The organism is Streptomyces albidus (ex Kaewkla and Franco 2022) (assembly GCF_013870515.1).
Lineage (GTDB): Bacteria > Actinomycetota > Actinomycetes > Streptomycetales > Streptomycetaceae > Streptomyces > Streptomyces albidus.
Window position 1 is genome coordinate 1 of the sequence record NZ_JACBXA010000085.1, and the last position, 20,451, is coordinate 20,451.

Annotated in this window: 19 protein-coding genes, 1 tRNA gene and 1 pseudogene; 6 read left to right on the forward strand and 15 right to left on the reverse strand. The window is 69.8% G+C overall.

Annotated features, from left to right (window positions below):
• Both H5J26_RS15085 and H5J26_RS15090 read left to right on the forward strand, forming a co-directional pair.
• Positions 1–521: pseudogene (locus H5J26_RS15085) on the forward strand (hydrolase); the annotation flags it as partial.
• A gap of 61 nt (positions 522–582) precedes the next feature.
• Complete coding sequence (locus H5J26_RS15090; RefSeq protein ID WP_181766365.1) at positions 583–1,254, forward strand: SDR family oxidoreductase; 672 nt, start codon at positions 583–585, stop codon at positions 1,252–1,254.
• Between the two features lie 16 nt (positions 1,255–1,270).
• On the opposite strand, the gene H5J26_RS15095 is transcribed toward H5J26_RS15090, so the two are convergent.
• Both H5J26_RS15095 and H5J26_RS15100 read right to left on the reverse strand, forming a co-directional pair.
• A complete protein-coding gene (locus tag H5J26_RS15095) occupies positions 1,271–2,179 on the reverse strand; it encodes a YihY/virulence factor BrkB family protein (RefSeq protein WP_309237922.1) in 909 nt (302 codons plus the stop codon).
• A 103-nt stretch (positions 2,180–2,282) separates the two neighbouring features.
• Positions 2,283–2,918 (reverse strand): GAP family protein, encoded by a 636-nt coding sequence (locus H5J26_RS15100; RefSeq protein WP_181766366.1) that lies wholly within the window; start codon positions 2,916–2,918, stop codon positions 2,283–2,285.
• Between the two features lie 172 nt (positions 2,919–3,090).
• Between H5J26_RS15100 and H5J26_RS15105 the strand changes: the two genes are divergently transcribed.
• Both H5J26_RS15105 and H5J26_RS15110 read left to right on the forward strand, forming a co-directional pair.
• Positions 3,091–3,555: a DUF7144 family membrane protein gene (locus H5J26_RS15105; protein ID WP_181766367.1), complete on the forward strand. Its 465-nt coding sequence runs from the start codon at positions 3,091–3,093 to the stop codon at positions 3,553–3,555.
• Between the two features lie 165 nt (positions 3,556–3,720).
• Complete coding sequence (locus H5J26_RS15110; protein ID WP_181766368.1) at positions 3,721–4,536, forward strand: class I SAM-dependent methyltransferase; 816 nt, start codon at positions 3,721–3,723, stop codon at positions 4,534–4,536.
• A 106-nt stretch (positions 4,537–4,642) separates the two neighbouring features.
• Here the strand turns inward: H5J26_RS15110 and H5J26_RS15115 are convergent, their stop codons facing one another.
• The 3 genes from H5J26_RS15115 to H5J26_RS15125 form a co-directional block, all read right to left on the reverse strand.
• On the reverse strand, positions 4,643–5,377 hold the full coding sequence (locus H5J26_RS15115; protein WP_235980726.1) for a histone deacetylase: 735 nt from the start codon (positions 5,375–5,377) through the stop codon (positions 4,643–4,645).
• Positions 5,374–5,907 (reverse strand): GNAT family N-acetyltransferase, encoded by a 534-nt coding sequence (locus H5J26_RS15120; protein WP_181766369.1) that lies wholly within the window; start codon positions 5,905–5,907, stop codon positions 5,374–5,376. The genes H5J26_RS15115 and H5J26_RS15120 overlap by 4 nt, the downstream gene beginning before the upstream one ends.
• Positions 5,908–6,033: 126 nt before the next feature.
• The gene (locus H5J26_RS15125) at positions 6,034–6,783 is read right to left on the reverse strand and encodes an HpcH/HpaI aldolase family protein (protein ID WP_181766370.1); all 750 of its coding nucleotides are present in this window, start codon (positions 6,781–6,783) and stop codon (positions 6,034–6,036) included.
• A 262-nt stretch (positions 6,784–7,045) separates the two neighbouring features.
• On the opposite strand from H5J26_RS15125, the gene H5J26_RS15130 reads away from it, so the two are divergent.
• Positions 7,046–7,744, forward strand: coding sequence for a DNA alkylation repair protein (locus H5J26_RS15130; protein WP_210771358.1), 699 nt, complete (start codon positions 7,046–7,048; stop codon positions 7,742–7,744).
• Positions 7,745–8,096: 352 nt separating this feature from the next.
• Here the strand turns inward: H5J26_RS15130 and H5J26_RS15135 are convergent, their stop codons facing one another.
• Positions 8,097–9,443, reverse strand: coding sequence for a cation:proton antiporter (locus H5J26_RS15135; protein WP_181766372.1), 1,347 nt, complete (start codon positions 9,441–9,443; stop codon positions 8,097–8,099).
• 622 nt (positions 9,444–10,065) lie between these two features.
• Positions 10,066–10,147 (reverse strand) — tRNA-Tyr (locus H5J26_RS15140).
• Between the two features lie 188 nt (positions 10,148–10,335).
• On the opposite strand from H5J26_RS15140, the gene H5J26_RS15145 reads away from it, so the two are divergent.
• On the forward strand, positions 10,336–10,824 hold the full coding sequence (locus H5J26_RS15145) for a YajQ family cyclic di-GMP-binding protein (protein WP_181766373.1): 489 nt from the start codon (positions 10,336–10,338) through the stop codon (positions 10,822–10,824).
• Positions 10,825–11,061: 237 nt separating this feature from the next.
• Here the strand turns inward: H5J26_RS15145 and htpX are convergent, their stop codons facing one another.
• From htpX to H5J26_RS15185, 8 genes are all read right to left on the reverse strand, one after another.
• Positions 11,062–11,922, reverse strand: a complete 861-nt coding sequence (htpX, locus tag H5J26_RS15150) for a zinc metalloprotease HtpX (RefSeq protein WP_181766374.1) — start codon at positions 11,920–11,922, stop codon at positions 11,062–11,064.
• A 167-nt stretch (positions 11,923–12,089) separates the two neighbouring features.
• Entirely contained in the window at positions 12,090–13,682 is a 1,593-nt protein-coding gene (locus H5J26_RS15155) for an NADH-quinone oxidoreductase subunit N (protein ID WP_181766375.1), read from the reverse strand.
• The gene (locus tag H5J26_RS15160; protein WP_181766381.1) at positions 13,679–15,403 is read right to left on the reverse strand and encodes a complex I subunit 4 family protein; all 1,725 of its coding nucleotides are present in this window, start codon (positions 15,401–15,403) and stop codon (positions 13,679–13,681) included. Before H5J26_RS15160 ends, H5J26_RS15155 begins: the two co-directional genes overlap by 4 nt.
• A gap of 20 nt (positions 15,404–15,423) precedes the next feature.
• A complete protein-coding gene (locus tag H5J26_RS15165; protein ID WP_181766376.1) occupies positions 15,424–17,463 on the reverse strand; it encodes an NADH-quinone oxidoreductase subunit L in 2,040 nt (679 codons plus the stop codon).
• On the reverse strand, positions 17,460–17,885 hold the full coding sequence (gene nuoK / locus H5J26_RS15170; protein WP_181766377.1) for an NADH-quinone oxidoreductase subunit NuoK: 426 nt from the start codon (positions 17,883–17,885) through the stop codon (positions 17,460–17,462). The genes H5J26_RS15165 and nuoK overlap by 4 nt, the downstream gene beginning before the upstream one ends.
• A complete protein-coding gene (locus H5J26_RS15175) occupies positions 17,885–18,472 on the reverse strand; it encodes an NADH-quinone oxidoreductase subunit J (RefSeq protein WP_181766378.1) in 588 nt (195 codons plus the stop codon). Before H5J26_RS15175 ends, nuoK begins: the two co-directional genes overlap by 1 nt.
• A complete protein-coding gene (locus H5J26_RS15180) occupies positions 18,469–19,101 on the reverse strand; it encodes a NuoI/complex I 23 kDa subunit family protein (RefSeq protein WP_181766379.1) in 633 nt (210 codons plus the stop codon). Before H5J26_RS15180 ends, H5J26_RS15175 begins: the two co-directional genes overlap by 4 nt.
• Positions 19,101–20,063, reverse strand: a complete 963-nt coding sequence (locus H5J26_RS15185; RefSeq protein WP_181766382.1) for a complex I subunit 1/NuoH family protein — start codon at positions 20,061–20,063, stop codon at positions 19,101–19,103. The genes H5J26_RS15180 and H5J26_RS15185 overlap by 1 nt, the downstream gene beginning before the upstream one ends.
• Positions 20,064–20,451: the final 388 nt, after the last annotated feature.

Genomic DNA, 20,451 nt, shown 5'->3' on the forward strand with positions numbered 1-20,451 from the left:
CAACGATCACTACCACCCGCTGCTGCTGTCACAGGTGCCCGACGGCGGCCGGGGTCACCGTCATCTGTCTGCCGCAGGGCAACTGCGGTGTGATGGAACGCCCTTCGCCCACGGTCCCTTCGCGCGTGGCGCCCGTACGGCTGCTCACCGCGGCCGGCGTCTCGGTGGCCGCGGGCAGCGGAGCGATGCGGGACGCCGCCAACACGGTCGGCAGGGGCGATCCCCTGGAGGCCGCCTATCTGCTGGCCTCGCACGGAGAGGCACGTCCGGAGGTCGCCTACGACACCATCTGCGGGCAGGCACGCATGGCGATGGGCCTGCCGGAGGTGCGTGTGGAGGCGGGCTTCCCCGCGGAGCTGGTTGCAGTGCGCGGCACGGAACTGGCAGGTGCCCTGTCTCTCGCCTACAGCCGGATCGTCGTACACCGGGGGCGCGTTGTGGCACGCACCAGCGCGGTGCGCGAGTTCTGCGACTTCACGGGGACGTCGGAGTTCGATCTGCCGCGCCAGTCCCAGGGCTGACGCCGGCTCAGCGGACGCGGGGCCGGAGGCGGCTCGGATGCCATGGGCGTACGGTCGAGGGATGCGCACAGTCATCGCTGGTGGACACGGTCAGATCGCCCTTCGGCTGGAGCGGCTGCTCGCCGGGCGGGGGGAAGAGGTCGCGGGCATCATCCGCAACCCCTCACAGGCTGACGACCTGGTGGCGGCGGGCGCCGAACCCGTCGTCTGCGACCTGGAGTCGGCTTCGGTCGACGAGGTCGCCGCACATCTGGAGGGCGCCGACGCGGTGGTCTTCGCCGCGGGAGCCGGCCCGGGAAGCGGCGTCGCCCGCAAGGAGACGGTGGACCGCGCGGCAGCCGTCCTGTTCGCCGACGCCGCGGAGCGCGCGGGCGTACGGCGCTACCTCATCGTCTCTTCGATGAACGCCGACTCCGGGCTCACCGAACCGCCCGCCGGCATGGACCCCGTCTTCGCCGCGTACCTGCGCGCCAAGGGGGCCGCCGACGACGCCGTGCGTACGCGCGACACGCTCGACTGGACGGTGCTGCGCCCGGGACGGCTGACCGACGGCCCCGGCACCGGCAAGGTGCAGCTCGCCGAGAAGACGGGGCGCGCGGAGGTGCCCCGCGACGACGTTGCGGCGGTGCTCGGCGCTCTCCTGCACGCGCCGGGTACGTCCGGGCTGACGCTGGATCTGATCAGCGGGGACACCCCCGTCGAGGAGGCCGTCGGGACCGTCGTCGGCGGGTGAAGCACTGCTGAGGGGCTCAACGCCCCCCGGGGCGGCGCAGCTTCAGGAGTTCGGCGTTGAACTGGGCGCCGATGAGCAGCGCGAGGTTGGACATCCACAGCCACACCAGGAACACGACGATGCCCGCGAGGGACCCGTACATCCGGTGATAGGTGCCGACGTGCGAGGCGTAGAGCGCGAAGCCCAGTGAGGCGACGAGCCACAGCAGCACGGCGAGGACGCCCCCGGGAGCCCGGTTGCGCACGCCGCGGGTCCCGGCGGGACCCGACCGGAAGAGGATCAGTACGAGCACCGCGGCCAGGAACACCAGCAGTGGCCACTTGGTGGTGTTCCAGGCGTCGGCGGCGACCTGGTCCATGCCCAGGAACTCGCCGACCGAACGGGCCACCTCACCGCTGAGCACCAGCGCGAACACGCTAGTGACGAGCAGCGCGAGCAGTGTCAGTGCGGTGACCACGATGCGCGGCACGGTCCGCCACACCGGGCGGGTGTCCTCGACGCCGTGCATCGTGTGCAGGGCCCGGCGGAAGACGCTCAGATAGCTGGAGGCGGACCACAGCGACCCGCCCGTGCCGAATACGGCGAGCAGCCACGCGGCGGTCTTCTGGTCGGCCATGTCCCTGAGCATCCCCGCTATGAGGTCGCCGGACTGGGCGGGGAGGAGGGTGGTGACGCGGTGGATGAGCACCTGCGTCGCCTCCGTACCGACCAGGCCCACCGCCGAGACGGTCACGAGCAGGGCGGGGAAGACCGCGAGCACGGCGTAGTAGGTGAGTGCGGCGGCCCAGTCGGTGACGTCGTCGTTCCAGACGGATACAGGCGTCCGGCGCAGCGCGAGGCGGCAGTCGTCGCGGCTGGGCAGGCCTCCGGTGCCCGGCAGGTCCGTCCGTCGCTGCTCTGCCGCCTCCGTCACGTGCACTGCCACCTGTCTCCTCGGGTGCCGCGACCGCCCGCCCGTCGTGGGCGATCGCCCTGGTACGCCTGGCCGGGAGTGCTGCTCGGGAAACCTCGGAGCGCGTACCGCGGCTTCAGCTGCCGCCCAGGATGATCAGGATGAAGACGGCACAGCAGAAGATGTTGACCAGCCAGCTGTGCGAGTTGAGCCAGTCCCTGACCCGTGGCATCGCCGACTTCATCCAGGGGTGGAGAAGCGTGAAGGCCAGCAGCGGCAGCGCGGCGATCAGCATGACCCCGCCGAGGAACGGCAGGACACCCCAGAACCCGGAGTCCCCGCCACGCAGGTCGATGCCCACGGTGAGCATGATCAGGATGTCCGACGGCATCAGCACGATCAGCAGCAGTCCGCACGTCAGGGCCCGGAGGGTGGTCGCGGTGAGCAGGGAGCCCAGCCATTTCGGCGGCTCGGCGGTCTTGCGGCGCACGTAGTTCTTCACGGCCAGCGCCACGAGCAGCGCGACCAGCACGTACTGGATGATGCGGCCGACGGAGCCGCGGTCGGACTTCTGGCCCAGGCCTCCGTGGAGATCGATGAGGCTCGCCAGCCCGTACGCCGCCGCGGTGCCCGCGAGGGTGGAGATCAGGACTCCGGCGAGAAAGGCGCCGGAGAGCCGGTAGGGGCGCTGTGTCGTCGTGAAGATGATGGCCGAGATGATCTGTGGCCCGGCCAGCATCGTGATGGACAGCGGCAGCACATCGAGGGTCACGGGACTCCTGACGCAGGCGCGGGTGGCGGATGGCACCTGCCTGGACAAGGGCGCCGAAGGGGGCTCTGACCTGGCAGAACTTCTCCGGTAGCAGATTACTCACAATGTGCTCAGACTGGGACGTAAGCACCTGAACAGGTGAAGGCAGACCTGGCAGGAGGAGGGTCTCGACATGGCAACTCATGCCGCCGGTGGAGCGCATGCAGGCACCGCCGTGCGCCGTACCGGCAAACCGACGATTTCCAGCGGTTGGACCAAGCTGGCCGGCGCCCTGATGTTCTTCGGAGGGCTGCTCGCCGTTTCCTCGGGGGTCGCAGCCCTGCGCGAGGACTCCGTGTTCGCGTCGACGAACAACTACGCGTTCGATTACAGCCTCACAGGCTGGGGATGGGTCCATCTCTTCCTGGGCGCGGCGATCGCTGTCGCCGGCATCGCAGTCATGATGACCGGGGCGACGTGGGCCCGATGGATCGGTGTAGCACTTGCCGGCCTGGGCATGATCGCCAGCTTCATGTGGCTGCCTTACTTCCCGCTCTGGGCAGTGATCACGCTGGCGATAGACGTGTTCATCATCTGGGCGTTGTGCGCCGGTATGGGCACACGATCACAGACGTCCCAGACATCCCAGATGTCCTAGCACCAACGGGGCGATGGCTCCGGACCGGATGTGCCGGTCCGGAGCCGTCTCCGTCCCATGCCGGCCGCCTCCCCGTCGGGGGGCGGCCGGTGCGGTGCGGCGGGTGCGGGGCCGGGCGAAAAATCCGGAGCGGACCGGAGACCCGGACTTGTACGGTCCCGGGTCATGACTGACGCCGACGGAGACTGGCTGTGGCACAACCGGCAGAACTGGAACGACCGGGTGCGTGTCCACTCGGCCAGCGACTTCTACGACCTGCCGCGGTTCCGGGAGGGTGTCTCTACGCTGCGCCCGTTCGAGATTCCCGAGGTCGGCGACGTGGCGGGGCGCCGCCTCGTCCATCTCCAGTGCCACATGGGCCAGGACACGCTCTCGTGGGCACGGCTCGGGGCGGACGTCACCGGGCTCGACTTCTCCGAGGACGCCATTCGCACCGCGCGTGAGCTGGCTGCCGACATCGGCATGGCGGACCGCGCCCGCTTCGTCGTCTCGGACGTGTACGAAGCTCCCTCGGCCCTGGACGGCGAGCTCTTCGACATCGTCTACACCGGGTTAGGAGCACTGGTCTGGTTGCCGGACCTGACGAGCTGGGCCCGTACGGCAGCCTCTCTCCTCAAGGAGGAGGGAGCGCTGTACCTCGCCGAATTCCACCCGCTGACCGAGCTGTTGGAGCAGGACGGGCGGACGGTCGAGCACGACTACTTCCAGTCTGAGGGCCGCACCTCCGAGTCGCCCTTCACCTACACCGACGGGCCCACGCTCACCCGTACGACGTCGGTGCAGTGGCAGCACACGCTCGGCGGCGTGGTGACGGCACTGGCCGGGGCCGGGCTCCGGATCGAGTTCCTGCACGAGCACGAAACCCTGCTCTTCAAGCGCTTTCCGCAGATGGAGCGCCATGGCTCTCTCGACTACCGCTTCCCTGAGGGGCACCCGCGCCTCCCGCTGATGTACTCGATCAGGGCGGTGAAGGGGAGCTGACTGCCGGCTCCTGACGGGGCCGACGGCTTACCCGTGGCGGCTCGCAGCAGGTGAAGCCCTCGTGCCGGCGCCGTGGCACCCCTCGGGCCGCCGAGTCAGCACCGTGTCATCGCAGGCCGGACTCCGGGCGGCTGTCCGCCAAGGGCTCTGGACTGTGTGCCGGGGCGGCACCGACGGACGGTGGCGAGAGAAGGGCGGCGACGGCGTCGGCCGTCCAGTGGCCCGCTGCTCCCGGTCGCGTCGAGAGGTAGTGGGCGATGCGTTCGCCGGACCAGGGATGGGACTCCGCGAGCCCGAAGGCGAGTTGCTGGAGGTACGCGGCGGAGGGCGCGTTGCACGTGACGTCGTGACGTGCCCAGGGTGCGGTGAAGGTCAGCACGGGATGCTCGTCGAGAAGACCGGGGCACACGAGCGTTTCGTAGCGTCCCGGACCCAACTCGGAGCGGCCCGTTGCCAGTACCTCGGTCAGGTCCAGGTCGGCGCCGGGTTCCCGGTGCATCTCCTGAGCCGCGATGTCGGAGAACTGCTGAGCCGTGACGAGATAGGCGCGAGCCGCCGCCCGGCCCTCGCCGAGGGGATCGTAGAACGCCACTCCGCCCGTCCAGACCTTGGATTCGAGAGCGAAGTAGAGCTCACCGGGCAGCATGATCGGCACGGCCTGCTCGGGCTGCCGGGGGTCACGGCAGCCGGGATGGTGCCAGCTTGCGCCGGGCGGCGTGCCGCCTGAGAGGTAGAAGTTCAGACGGGCGCGGAACAGGTTGGAGCCGAAAGCCGCGTACCAGACGTACCGCGTGGCGGCCGTCTCCGCCTCCAGCGGGGCCAGTTGCCGGGGGACGGTCATGTCTCACCCCACTGTGTGGCCAGCAGGCCGAAGAGCAGGTCGTCCGTCCACTCACCCTTGATCCAGGTGAACTCGGGGCGTCGCCCCTCCTGAACGAACCCCACCCTTTCGAGGAGCCGGGCGCTGCGGACGTTACGGGCGTCGCATTCCGCCGATACGCGGCGCACGCCACGCGTGAAGAGATCGTCCAGCACGACGCGTACCGCTTCGCTCGCGTACCCCTGTCCCTGCCGGTCCGCGGCAAGGGTGAAGCCCAGCTCGGCCTGCATGCGGTTGTCGTGCAGGTTCACGCCGACATCGCCGAGGAGAGCTCCGTCGTCCTTGAGCTCGATCGCGTACTGGAACCACCCCGGCCGACCGGGATCGCCCTCGGCGAACTCCCGCACCAGTGAGGCGGCCGCGCTCAGGGACACCGGCGCCGTCCACCCCTGGTAACGGGCCACCGCCAGGTCGGAGCGGTAGGCCGCGAGGACCGGCGCATCGCCGGGAAGGAAACGGCGCAGGCGGAGCCGGGAGGTCTCAAGGAGCATCAACGGAGACTCTCACGGGTGACGGCTGCGTCCACAGGCGATGTGGGAAGGGCCACGGACGGGGGGGTCGTCGGGTGGCGTGGCTATCTGTGCCGTCGGTGCCGTCAGGGTGAGCCTGCTCCCGGTTCAGCTCCCGGACGGACGCGTCGCATCCGCGACCGCGGTGGCCAGGAACACGGTGTCGATCCCGATCGCGGCGAAGTCGTGGAGATCCCGGCTCTCGGCCGCGTCGAAGGCAGCCCGCGTACCGAAGAACTGGCCCACCGGCACACCGGCCTCCTTGCAGCTGTCCACCACGTGACGGACAGCCCGTCGCACCGCCGGCGTCTCGACCTGGCCGGGCACGCCCATGCTTCCCGAGAGGTCGTACGGGCCGATGAAAACGCCGCCGAGGCCGGGGACGGCGAGAATCTCATCGAGATTCCTCACGCCCTCCTCGCTCTCGATCTGGACGACCACGGAGGTCGACTCGTTCGCCTCGGCGAGGTGGCCCGAGAAGTTCAGCCCGTAGCCGTGTGCCCTTCCGATTCCCACGGACCTGCTGCCCAGCGGCGGGTACTTGCCGTGGTCGACGAGCCGGCGGACGGTCTCCGCGTCCTCGACCCGCGGGCAGATGATCCCCTCGCAGCCGGCGTCCAGCGCCTGCTTGACGTGCTGCTCGTCGTCGGCCGGGAGCCGTACCAGGGCGGGTGTGGAGCCCTTGCCCGCCAACAGCGCGCCCAGCTGGGGCAGCGCGATCGCGCCGTGCTCGCAGTCGACGAAGAGCCAGTCGCATCCCGCCAGGACGCACAGCTCCAGGACCCGGGGGTCGGGCATGGTCACGATGGTTCCCAGGGGCACCGGGCTGTGCGGCGGGACGACGGCGGGAAACGGCACAGGGGCTCCTCAAGCTGCGGTGCGACTGCCGGCTGGGGCGCGGCACGTCGTCTCACGGTCCGTCCCCTCGCCATGGCACAGCATCGCTGAGCGGGCGGCACGACAGAAAGCCCCGCTCTCAGCAAGTCGGGTTCCGTGTTCCGGCGGAGCCGGGCCGGGCGTCGCTGGTGAACGCGCGCTACGCCGCCGGTCGAATCAGGTCATGTCATGCGGAGAAGCGCTCGAACTGTTCGCGCGTAGGCTGACTCCCGCCCGTCATGCAATGGAGGCTGAGGTGGCCGAGACGACGCTGACCGAGACGGCAGTGGCCGAAGTGACGGCCGAACTGGCCGAGCTCGAGGACCCGAGGATTCGCGAGGTGAACGAGAGGCACGGTGACGATCACGGTGTGAACCTCGGCAAGCTGCGCGCACTCGCGAAACGGCTCAAGACGCAGCAGGAACTCGCCTGCCGGCTCTGGGAGGCGGGTGACACCTCGGCGAGACTGCTGGCGCTGCTGATCTGCCGCCCGAAGGCGTTCGGGCGTGACGAGTTGGACGTCATGATGCGCGAGGCACGCACGCCCAAGGTGCAGGACTGGCTCGTGAACTACGTGGTCAAGAAGAACCCGCACTCCGAAGAGCTGCGCCTGGCCTGGTCCGACGATCCGGATCCTGCGGTCGCGAGTGCCGGCTGGGCGCTGACCACCGAACGCGTGGCGAGGAAGCCCGAGGGCCTCGACCTCACAGGACTGCTCGATGTCATCGAGGCGGAGATGAAGGACGCCCCGGATCGTCTGCAGTGGGCGATGAACCACTGCCTGGCCCAGATCGGGATCGAGCACCCCGAACACCGCACCCGTGCGATCGGCATCGGTGAGCGGCTGGAGGTGCTCAAGGACTACCCGACGTCCCCGGGCTGCACGTCTCCGTTCGCGCCCACCTGGATCACCGAGATGGTGCGCAGGGAGCACGAAAAGTAGGAGCGCTGTCGCTCGGTCGTGAGCCTGTGAGGCCTTCCCCGGAGCGAGCGCCCGACGGACGGGAAGCGCGTGGAGCCGCGGGATCGCGGTGGTCACGAACGAAACCGGCCCTGACCGTCTTGCTGGTCAGGGGCCGGTTTTCGTTCCTGTGGCGGCGCAAGCTGCCAGCACCCACTTCAGTCACCCTGGCTCGTGCCACTGATACGCAGGTGACGCATCGGGTGGAGCGTGGGCATTGACGGCACATACTTCGAGATCGGCAGTGCTACGCGACTGGTCGGGTTCGCTCGGCAAGGCACCTGTTCACCGCATGGAACGGGTGCAAGAGGTGACTGTCCCTCTTTCATGGCTCTCAGACCTGTGCATCCGGGGTCCTGCCGCTCGGCTTCTCGGGAACGAAGGAACAGTCCCGCAGGCGTAGTTCCTCCTCCATGGTCTGTTCGACGCGACGCATGGCGAAGCGCAGGAGCGGTGGTGCCATCAGGGACGTGGCGATGGCCACGAGCACGATCAACGTATATGCGGTCGGTGTCAGGACGCCGATGCGCAGCCCGACCGTGGCGATGACGAGCTGGATGACGCCGCGGGCGTTCAGGCCGCCGCCGAGTGCGAGCGACTCCCATGGGCCGATGCCGGCGACACGTGCGCCGAAGTAGGCTCCTGCGACCTTGCCGACGACAGCGATCACCAGGAGTGCCGCGGCGGCCGCGAGGACCTGGGGGTGGGTCAACGCCCCGAGCTCGACCCGGAGGCCGGCGGTGGCGAAGAACAGTGGGGCCAACACCGAGAGGACGACGGTTCGTAGCGGGGCCAGGCGGGCGCGGACGCTGTGGGAGCCGGAGGCGATGAGCATGCCGGCGAGGAATGCCCCGAACATGGCCTCCAAACCGAGGGCGTGCGTTGCGGCGGCGCTGAGGAGAATGAGTGCTGTGGCTCCGGCCACCGTGGTGGCGGACTCGCCGGAGCGCTCGGCTGCCCGCATGCCTCTCCGGACCAGGGGCCGGACGATGAGGAACGTGCAGGCCAGCACGAGGGCGGTGGCTGCGAGCGGGGCCGCCACGCTGGTGGTGTCGGCCTCGCCGACTGCCATCGCGGAGACGACGGACAAGAGGATCCAGCCGATGATGTCGTCCACCATGCCTGCGGCGAGGGTGAGTTGGCCCACGTTCCGGTGAATCAGGTTCATGTCGGTGAGGGTCTTGGCTATGACGGGCAAAGCGCTGACGCAGAGGGCGACGGCGATGAAGAGCGCGAAGACAAGGCGGTCGCTACTCTCCGGAATCAGGCTTCCCGGGGCCGCCCAGCCGGCGGCGAAGCCCAGAGCCAGGGGCAGTAAGAGGCCGCCGAGACCGACGCTGAGGGCGGCGGTGCCCCGGCGGCGTACGAGCCTCGTGTCCATTTCCATGCCGGTGACGCCGACCAGGAGGACGACGCCGATCTGGCCGAGTGCGTCGAGGAGATGGAACTGGGAGGCTGAGCGGGGAAGCAGCCACTCAGCGAGGGCAGGGGCCGTATTGCCCAGGACGGTGGGGCCGAGCAGGATGCCGACGCAGAGTTCCCCCGTCACCGCCGGCATCCGTAACCGGGTTGCGAGTCGTCCGCACACCACTGCGAGCAGTACGAGGAGCCCGACTTGAAGGAGGAACACGAGCAGCTGATGGGCCGGGAGCGGCGGTATCGGCGCGACGTCGGACGGCATGGGATTCGGGCTCCTGAAGTGTGATCATGGAAGGCATTCCTGGCGGCATTCGCCCAGTGGAGTTCGCTCAACGGCATGGGCGTACCCGAGTGCCGGCATGAGGCGTATTTCGCGAGAGAGGCATGCGTCCCGCACGTCCAGAGCAGCGCCAGCGCGATGCCCTCTGTCATGCGGAACCACTGCGAGGCAGCCGGACAGGCCGCCCGTCATCGTCGGGCGAAGGCCCGTCCGAAGGGATCAGGCGAAGACTTGCAGGGCCCACGGTGAGTGTCGCTCCCCATGAGCTGTCCGCTCCTCGGAACAGTCGACACGTGGGCGGCCTGCCCGGATCGCTTCGGTTGAACGTCGAAGGCCACTCGCCAACCCGTAGGACCCGCAAGGACCCTCGGCCCGTACAGGAGTGTTTCGCGGGATGGACACGACGTAGACGCGGTGTCCGTCAGAAGCACCTTCATAGAAGCACTGTATGCGGTCGAGTTCGCACCATGTCCCGCTTCACAGAGGCACAGCACCCGTGCCGGTTCGGGCGGCGAAACCGCGGGGAACCACGGTGCGGCGCAGTGATCGCAAACGAAACCGGCCCCTGACCGTCTTGCTGGTCAGGGGCCGGTTTTCTGTCCTGTGGCGGCGCTAGGATTCGAACCTAGGAAGGCTGAGCCGGCAGATTTACAGTCTGCTCCCTTTGGCCACTCGGGCACACCGCCTGGGATTGCTGCCCGGCCCGCCTAGGGGCGGTGCTCCGTGGCAACGGGGTAAACCATACCCGATGACCGGGGGTGCTTCGCCACCCGGTTGATCAGGGGTGAGAGCGGTGCTCAGTGGCTAGGCTGACCCGGCGGTTCGCACGCGGGCCGCGTCTCTGACGGATCTATTTACGAGGAGCCAACTCACCATGGCCGACTCCAGTTTCGACATCGTCTCGAAGGTCGAGCGGCAGGAGGTCGACAACGCCCTCAACCAGGCCGCCAAGGAGATCTCGCAGCGCTACGACTTCCGCGGGGTGGACGCGTCGATCGCGTGGTCGGGCGAGCGAATCGAGATGCGCGCCAACGCCGAGGAGCGGGTGAAGGCCGTCCTCGACATCTTCCAGTCCAAGCTGGTCAAGCGCGGGATCTCGCTCAAGGCACTGGACGAGGGCGAACCGCAGGCCTCCGGCAAGGAATACAAGATCTTCGCGTCCCTGAAGGAGGGCATCGCCCAGGACGACGCCAAGAAGATCGCGAAGTTCATCCGGGACGAGGGCCCCAAGGGCGTCAAGGCCCAGGTGCAGGGCGACGAGCTGCGCGTCTCCTCCAAGAGCCGCGACCATCTTCAGGAGATCATCGCGCTGTTGAAGGGCAAGGACTTCGACTTCCCGGTGCAGTTCGTGAACTACCGCTGACCAACTTCCCTGACCTGCACACACGTTGCCGGCGTTGCCTTGGGGCACAGCCGGCGTTGCCTTGCGGGGCACAGCGGGGGCAGATCGCCGAGGTTCACCTCGTCGTCCGCTGCCCTCGTTGTGCCCTTCTCATTTGTCGCGCCGCGTGCCCGCGGTGCAGCCGGCGGCTGAAGTCGCCCTGCGTCGAGCATCCGGTACGGACGCCCCGGCCCGCCGTGCCGAGCGGGCACCTGGGCGTTACGAGCGCCGGCCCGCCATGCGTTCCAGCCTGGCGACGCGCTGGGCCATCGGCGGATGGGTGGAGAAGAGCCGGGTCATGCCCTCGCCACGGCGGAACGGGTTGGCGATCATCAGGTGGCTCGCCGTCTCCAGCCTGGGCTCGGGCGGCAGCGGCAACTGCTGGGTGCCCGCCTCCAGTTTGCGCAGCGCGGAGGCGAGAGCGAGCGGATCGCCGGTGAGTTGGGCGCTGGAGGCGTCCGCCTCGTACTCGCGGGAGCGGGAGACGGCGAGCTGGATCACCATGGCCGCGAGCGGACCCAGGATCATGATCATCAGCATGCCCAGGAGGCCGGGGCCTTCGTCGTCGTCGCTGCGTCCGAAGGGGATCAGCCAGGCGAAGTTGACGAGGAACATCACCACGGACGCGAGGGCTCCGGCGACCGATGAGATGAGGATGTCGCGGTTGTAGACGTGGCTCAGCTCGTGCCCGATGACACCGCGCAGCTCACGCTCGTCGAGGATGCGGAGGATTCCGTCCGTGCAGCAGACGGCGGCGTGACGCGGGTTGCGGCCGGTGGCGAAGGCGTTCGGCGCCTGGGTCGGCGAGATGAACAGGCGGGGCATCGGCTGCCGGGCGGCCGTCGACAGCTCACGGACCATGCGGTAGAGCTCCGGCGCCTCGAATTCGCTGACGGGGCGGGCCCGCATCGCGCGAAGGGCGATCTTGTCGCTCTTCCAGTACGCGTAGCCGTTGGTGCCCAGGGCGAGCACGAGGGCGACGAGCAGCCCCGTCCGGCCGAAGAAGCTGCCGACGAAGACGATGAGAGCGGACAGTCCCCCCAGGAGCAGGGCTGTCCGCAGCCCGTTGTGCCGGTGCACAGTACGCCCTCCAGATGGTGCAGCAGGGGGAACCCTTGGCCGGGTGGTCGTGCCACGGTCCGGTGGACCCTCTCGCCCTGGTCAACGCGAGGCCGAAGACAACAGTTCCCTGCCAGGCACAACGTGAAGGAGGCCACGCGCCGGCCGGTGCCGCCCACGCCTGGGCGCTAGCGCAGCCCCTCGGCGGCGAACGTGAGCACCAGATCGGGGTCCACGGAGAGGACGATCCCGACCGCGGCGGTCAGGGCGATCGTGACCGACAGCGGGGTGGCGATGCGCGGACGCGCGAGCTGTCCGGAGCCTCCGCTTCCGGCGGCGCTGACGGTCGTCACCTCTGTCTCGCCCTTGCGGAAGGCGAGCGCGGTCCACTGAAGGTAGTAGTAGAGCGCGATCACCACGTTGGCGGCCATGATCACTGCGAGCCAGCCGAGCCCGTTCTGTACTGCCGTGGAGAAGATCGCGACCTTCGCGAAGAGGCCGATGACGCCCGGCGGGAGCCCTGCCAGGCAGAGCAGGAAGAAACCGAGGGCGAGGGCGGCCAGGGGCTGTGCGGCGTACAGGCCGCGGTAGTCCTCCAGCCGGTTGGCCCTGCTGGTGCGGCTGATGTGGGCCACGACGGCGAAGGCACCGAGGTTCACCGCTGCGTACATCAGCAGATACGCCACGGTGGCGCCAGCGGAGGAGAGCGCCTGCTGGGGGTGCGCACCGGCGTCCGGTGCGGCGGCGGCGAGCGGCACGAGCAGGTATCCGGCCTGTCCGACCGAGGACCAGGCGAGCAGACGCACCGCGCTGTGCGGCCGGTCCGCTCGCTGGCGCAGCGCTGCCACGTTGCCCGCGGTCATGGTCACGGCCGCGAGTACGGCGAGGGCCGGCCCCCAGATCTCGGCGCGGGAGGAGAAGGCCTGCACGAGGAGGAGCAGCAGGCCGGAGAGCCCCGCCGTCTTGCCGACCACGGAGAGGAAGGCTGCGACGGGGACCGGCGCACCCACGTAGGTGTCCGGCACCCAGAAGTGGAAGGGGACGACGGCGGCCTTGAAGGCGAAGCCGACGAGGGTGAGCACGATCCCGGCGGTGCCCAGCGTGGCCAGCTGGGGGTCGGCACGGGTCAGGCCCTCGCTGATCCCCCGGAAGTGCAGGGTGCCGGTCACGGCGTACAGGAAGCTCGCTCCGAGCAGGGTCACGGCGGTGGCGGTGACGGAGGAGAGGAAGAACTTCAGCGCGGCCTCCGCCGAGCGCCTGCTGCCGCGACGCAGTCCGACGAGCGCGAAGGCGGGCAGCGAGGCGACCTCGAGAGCGATGACGAGGGTGACCAGGTCGCGGGAGGCGGGAACGAGCACCGCCCCGGCGGTGGCGGAGAGCAGCAGGAACCAGTACTCGCCTGGCGGGAGTTCGAGGTCGCGTACGGCCGGCATGGAGATCAGTGCGGTGACGAAGGCCGCTCCGAGCACGAGGAACTGCAGTACGAGCGCGAGGGTGTCCGCGGAGTAGCTGCAGGCGCCCGCCTCGCCGGGAAGGCAGAAGGTCTCCAGCTGACGGGTGCGCAGGAAGAGCAGCGGGAGTGCCGAGAGCAGCAGCGCGGCCGCGGAGGCCGGGCCGAGCAGACGCTTGCCGCGCTCAGGGAGGAAGAGTTCGGCGACCAGGACGGCCAGCCCCGCGACGGCGGCGACGGTCGGCGGTGAGATGGCCAGCCAGTCGACGGACTGCACCGACTGCGCGGGCTCGTCGGCGAAGAGCTGGGCCGCGTGGGTGAGGGCGGTCATCGGCTCACTCCTGGCAGGAGGTTCTGCACGGCGGGGTCGGTGAGCCCGAGGAGGAGGGCGGGCCACAGGCCGGCGGCGACGGTGAGGAGTACGAGGGGCGTCCAGGCCGCGTATTCGTAGCTGTGCACGTCGGGGAGGCGGGCGGTCACGGTGCTCCCCTTGCGGCCGGCTTCGGGGGTCGCCTCGTGGCCGAGTTCCAGCCGCTCCCGGCTGTCGTGGTCGTCCGGTGCGTCCTGCGGGTCGCCCATGCACACGCGGCGGACGACGACGAGCAGGTAGCCGGCGGTGAGCAGGGTGCCGAGGGCGCCGAGTGCCATGTAGGTGACGAAGGCCGCCCGGCTGAGTCCGGCGGCGGGGTCGTACGCGCCGAGCAGGGCGAGCATCTCGCCCCAGAATCCTGCGAGTCCGGGCAGGCCGAGGGAGGCCACGGCGCCGAAGGCGAGCAGCCCGCCGAAGCGCGGAGCGCTGCCGTACAGCGCTCCTCCCGTGTCACCGGAAAGGGTGTCGAGATCGGTGGTGCCGGTGCGCTCCTTGAGTGCGCCGACGAGGAAGAAGAGCAGCCCGGTGATGAGGCCGTGCGCGATGTTGGCGAACAGGGCGCCGTTGACGCCGGTGGGGGTGAGCGTCGCGATGCCCAGCAGCACGAAGCCCATGTGACCGACGGACGAGTAGGCGATGAGCCGCTTCAAGTCGCCCTTCGCGCCCCGGCGTGCGAGGGAGAGGCAGACCAGGGAGCCGTAGACGATGCCGACGACGGCGAACGCCCCCAGGTAGGGCGCGAAGGTGCGCATCCCCTCGGGTGCGACGGGCAGCAGGATGCGTACGAACCCGTAGGTGCCCATCTTCAGCAGGACGCCCGCGAGCAGGACCGAGCCGACGGTCGGTGCGGCGGTGTGCGCGTCGGGGAGCCAGCTGTGCAGCGGCCACATCGGGGTCTTCACGGCGAGGCCGATGCCGATGGCGAGCACGGCGAGGACCTGCGTGGTGTGGGTCAGCCCCGCGTGCTTGTCGGTGGCGAGCGCCACCATGTCGAACGTGCCGCTCTTGAAGCCGATCAGGAGGAGGCCGAGCAGCATCACCACGGAGCCGAGCAGCGTGTAGAGGATGAACTTCCAGGCGGCGGGCCCGCTTCCGGCACCGCCCCAGCGGGCGATGAGGAAGTACATCGGGATGAGGACCATCTCGAAGGCGAGGAAGAAGAGGATCAGATCGAGCGTCGCGAACGTGGCGAGGGTGCCCGCCTCCAGCAGGAGGATCAGCGCGACGAACGCCTGGGGGCTGCCTCCCGTCGACGCCGGGCCCGTCGAGGAACCTGTGGGCTCCGTGGGCCCCTCAGCCGTCGCGGCCTCCGCGGCCTGTGAGGACGAGCCGCCGGAGGCGGAGTTGTTCGCGCCGTAGCTGTAGAGCGCGCAGAGGAAGGTGAGCAGTGCGGTCAGTACGACCAGCGGCAGGGAGACCCCGTCGACCCCGAGGTGGATGCGGATGCCGAGGGAGGGGATCCAGCTGACGTTCGACTCGGCCTGCATGACGCCGGGTCGGTCGGTGTCGAAGCCGACCGCGAGCACCACCGCCGCGGCGAGGACGACGCCCGTGACGGTCACGCCGTGCCGCAGCACGGCCTGTCCGGGATCGCGTCCCTTGAGCCCGGGAGGCGCCGGGAGCAGCGCGGCGGCCGCGCCTGCCAGCGGGATGACGAGGACGGCGGCGAGGAGCGCCTGCATGACTGTGTTGCTGACGGAGATCACGGTCGGACTCCCCCGGTTCCGGCGGCGACGAGGACGACGGCCACGGCGAGCACCAGGGAGCCCACCACCAGCGCGCTGAGGTAGGTCTGGGTGTTGCCTGTCTGCGTGCGGCGTACGAGCGTGCCGAGGAGCCCGGTGCCCGCCCCCGCGCCCCGTACGTAGGTGTCGACGACGGTGCTGTCGATGAAGCGGACGAGGCGTGCGGCGGCCCGGGTCGGACGTACGAAGAGGGCGGTGTAGGCGGCGTCGAGGCGGAAGCCGTGTGCTGCGGCGTCGTGCAGCGGGCCGAGCAGCAGCCGGCTGGGATCGGCCGGGTCGGGCGCTGCCGCGATGTCCCCGTAGGCGGGCTCGTGGGTGGCGATGGCCTCGGCCTCGGAGAGCGCCGGGTCGCTCTGCGGGTGTGCGGCGACCGCGCCCATGGGCGCGCGCGAAGCGGCGAGAGAAGTGGTGTGCCGCCATGCCCCGTACGTCACCAGGACGCCGACGAGGGCGACTCCGGTCGCCAGAACGGATGTCACGAGCGACGGGGTCAGGGAGTCGCTGTCGAACCAGCCGGGCAGGACGCCGTAGGCGAGCCCGAATCCGAGTGAGGGGACGGCGAGGACCCACAGCACGATGTTCATCACGGCGGGTTCGCGGCCGTGTTCCTCGGCGGAGGCGCGGGGCCCCTCACCGCGGAAGGCGAGCAGCCACAGCCTCGTCGCGTACGCGGCGGTCAGCAGCGCGCCCAGCATTCCGGCAACGAGGACGATCCAGCCCGCGGCCGGGGTGCTGCCCGCGCCGTGTCCGTCGCCGAACGCGGCGTGCTCCGCGGCGCCGAGCACCGCTTCCTTGGAGAAGAAGCCGCTGAAGGGCGGGATGGCGGCGAGGGCGAGGAGCCCGATCGTCATCGTCCAGTAGGCGTCGGGTGCGATCTTGGTGAGCCCGCCCATGCGGGACATGGCGGCGAGCGAGTTGGTGCCCGCGGCGTGGATGACGACGCCGGCGGCGAGGAAGAGCAGGGCCTTGAAGGCGCCGTGCGCGAGCAGGTGGAAGACGGCGGCGCCCCGGTCGGTGACGGCCAGCGCACCTGCCATGTAGGCGAGTTGGCCGATCGTCGAATACGCGAGCACGCGCTTGATGTCGTCCTGTGCGAGCGCCGAGAGCGCTGATCCGACGATGGTGACGGCGGCCATCAGCGCCAGCACGACGAGCGCGGCCGTGGAGGCGGCGAAGACGGGCAGCAGCCGGGCGACGAAGTAGACGCCCGCGGCGACCATGGTGGCCGCGTGGATCAGCGCGGAGACCGGCGTGGGGCCCGCCATCGCGTCGGGAAGCCACGTGTGCAGTGGGAACTGCGCGGACTTGCCCGCCACTCCGGCGAGCAGCAGCAGCGCGATCACCGTCGGGTGTCCCAGCTCGAACTGGGCGAGCTGGGAGGTGAGTTTGCCGGTGATGCCGCTGATGCGGAACGTGCCCGCCTCGGAGGCGAGCACGAGGATGCCGATGAGGAAGGGCACGTCACCGAGCTTGGTGACGAGGAAGGCCTTGATGGACGCGGCGCGGGCGGCCTGGGTCTCCCAGTAGTGCCCGACGAGGAAGTAGGAGCAGATGCCCATGATCTCCCAGCCGACCAGCAGCACGATGAGGTCGTCGGCGTAGACGACGAGCAGCATCGCCGCGGTGAAGAGGGAGACGAAGGCGGCGTAGCTCGCGTACCGCGGGTCCCGCCGGAGGTAGCCGGTGGAGTACAGCTGCACGCAGGAGGCGACGACGCCGACGAGTACGGCGACGAGGACCGCGAACCCGTCGAGGTTGAGGGCGAGTTCGACGGGGAGGGAGGCGTCACCCGTCGGCGTCAGCTCGGTGGCCGCCCTGATCGGCTCGCCGCCGCCCTGGCGCATGGCGACGACCACTGCCAGCAACGTGGCGAGCAGCGTGGGCAGTACGGCCAGCGGCCGGGCGAAGCCGGGTGCGCGGCGGCCGACGAGGAGGCCCGCGACGGCGCCCATGAAGGGCAGCAGCGGGACGAGAGCGGCGAGGGTCGTGGTGCTCACGCGGTCTGCCTCCCGCTGTCGTCGGTGTACTTCGCACTTCCGGTGCCGCCGGCGTCGTCGCCGTACGGGCCGTCGGGGTCGTCCGGGATCCCGTCGGCTTCTGCTTCGGCCTCTGATCTCTCTCGCAGGTCCCTGAGCCGGTCGATGTCGGAGGTGCCGCGGCTGCGGTAGACGAGCAGCACGATGGCGAGCCCGATGCCGATCTCTGCGGCGGCCACGGCGATCGTGAACAGGGCGAGTGCCTGACCGGTGTGCAGGGTCTCGCGGAGCCACACGTCGAAGGCGACGAGGTTGAGATTGACGGCGTTGAGCATGAGCTCGACCGACATCAGCATGAGGATCGCGTTGCGGCGTGCGAGGACGCCGTAGATGCCGATGCTGAAGAGGAGCGCGGCGAGTACGGCTGGATACGCGAGATGCATCAGCGCTTCCCCTCCGGTGTCCGGTCCTGTTCGGGGGCGGAGCCCCGTCGGGAGAGGACTATCGCGCCGACGAGCGCCGCGAGCAGCAGAACGGAGAGCGCCTCGAAGGGAAGCACCCACGCGCGGAACAGCGACTCGCCGGTGACCCTGGTGGAGCCCTCGGCGGAAGCTCCACCGGACGTGTCCAGGTCGATCCAGGTGGTGCGGAAGGCGTCGACGACAAGCGTCACGAGCGTGCCGGCGGAGGCCAGGGCCACGGCGAGCGCCAGAGGGCGGTTCCCGGAGTCGGCGTCCGGTGAAGGCCCTATCGGCGCCTTGGTGAGCATCAGCCCGAAGAGCAGCAGTACGACGACCGAGCCGACGTAGATGAGGACCTGGACCCAGGCGATGAACTCCGCGGTGAGGAGCAGGTATTCGACGGCGACTCCGCCCAGCGCCGCCACCAGCCACAGCGCGGCGTGCACGAGCTGTTTCGTGGTGACGGTGACGAGGGCGGAGCCGAGTGTCGCCAGTCCGACCAGTACGAAGACGATCTCGACCCCGGTGGGTGAGAGGAAGCCGGGGTGGGCGGCTGCGGCGAGGTTCACGCGTCGCCCTCCCGCTCGGCCCGGCCGGGCGCACCCGGCTCGTCCTGCTGCGATGCCTGCTCCGGACCCTGCTGGGCCTGGGCCTGATCCGGCTGCTCCGACTCGGCCTGCTGGGCGGCGAGTTTGTCCGCCGCCTTGCGCGCGGCGCCGATCTCCTTCGGCTCCTCGGCGGCCGGGTCGAGAGGGGGCGGCTCCGGCACCGTCCACATCCAGTCGCGGAGCTTGTCGCGCTCGTGGGTGAGGTCTCGGATGTCGGTCTCCGCGTACTCGAACTCCGGCGACCAGAACAGCGCGTCGAACGGGCACACGTCGATGCAGATGCCGCAGTACATGCACAGGGCGAAGTCGATGGCGAAGCGGTCCAGCACGTTGCGGCTGCGCTCACGGCCCCCGGGGGCGGTGGCCGGCATCGTCTCCTTGTGCGAGTCGATGTAGATGCACCAGTCCGGGCACTCGCGCGCGCACAGCATGCAGACCGTGCAGTTCTCCTCGAACAGCCCGATCACCCCGCGGCTGCGCGGCGGGAGTTGGGGCTGCACGTCCGGATAGTGCGCGGTGACCGAACGGCGGGTCATCGTGCGCAGGGTGACGGCCAGGCCCTTGGCGAGTCCGGAGCCGGGCACGGGCATTACTGGATCACCACCTTGACGACGCCGGTGAGGGCGATCTGAAAGAGAGCGAGTGGTACGAGCACGGTCCAGGCGACGCGCTGGATCTGGTCCTCACGCAGCCGCGGATAGCTCACCCGGAGCCAGATGACGACGAAGGCGAGCACCGCGGTCTTCAGCAGGGTCCACACCCAGCCGAGCCCGTCTTCGAACGGGCCGTGCCAACCGCCCAGGAAAAGTACGGCAGTCAGCGCGGAGAGCACGACGATCCCGGCGTACTCCGCGAGGAGGAAGAGCGCGAAACGCAGCCCCGTGTACTCGGTGTACGCACCGAAGATGATCTCGGAGTCGGCCACGGGAGCGTCGAACGGGGGCCGTTGGAGTTCGGCGAGCCCGGCGACGAAGAAGACCAGGCCGCCGATGATCTGCCAGGGCAGCCACCACCACTCCCAGGCGTCCAGGATTCCGGGGAGGGAGAGGGTGCCCGCGGCCATCGCGACCGAGGCGGCCGCGAGCAGCATCGGCAGCTCGTAGGCCATCAGCTGTGCGGCGGTGCGGAGCCCGCCGAGCAGCGAGAACTTGTTGTTGGAGGCCCAGCCGCCCATGAGCGAGCCGAGCACGCCCACGCCCATGACTGCCAGCACGAAGAAGACGCCGGCGTCGACCACCTGGCCGACCATGTCGCCTTTCCCTACCGGGATCACGATCAGCACCACGAGGTACGGCAACAGGGCGATGGCGGGGGCCAGTTGGAAGACCCGGCGGTCCGCGCCGTCCGGCACGATGTCTTCCTTCTGGGCGAACTTCACACCGTCGGCGACGAGTTGCGCCCAGCCGTGGAATCCGCCCGCGTACATGGGGCCCACACGGCCCTGCATGTGCGCCATCGCCTTGTGCTCGGCCTGCCCCACCACCAGTGGCAGCACGAGGAAGGCGAGCAGGACGGCGAGCAGCCGCCAGAGGACGTCGAGCACATCCATCAGGCCTCCCCCTCCGCCGAATCGCCGTCGGAGCCCTCTTCACCGCGGCCGCCACTACGACCGTCATCGGATCCGTCACCACGACCGTCACCAGAGCTGTCACCACTACCGCCGCCGTCGCCGGAGGCCGGGCGCGCATCGTGCCACGGCGCATCGGAGTCGGAGGTACCGGGTGACTGCCTTGCCGGGTCCGTTGCCCGTTCCGCGGCCCTGTCGGCCGGCTCGTCCGCCGTCTTGTCCCCTGGCTTGTCCGCCGTCGTGCCAGCCCTGTTGTCCCCGGCCCTGTCGTCCGGACGGGGTCCGGCGGTCCGGGGCTGCTGCGTCGTACGGGGCTCCGTGGCCGAGGGCTCCGAAGTCCCGGACTCCGTGGGCACGTTCACCTCCGCGGCCG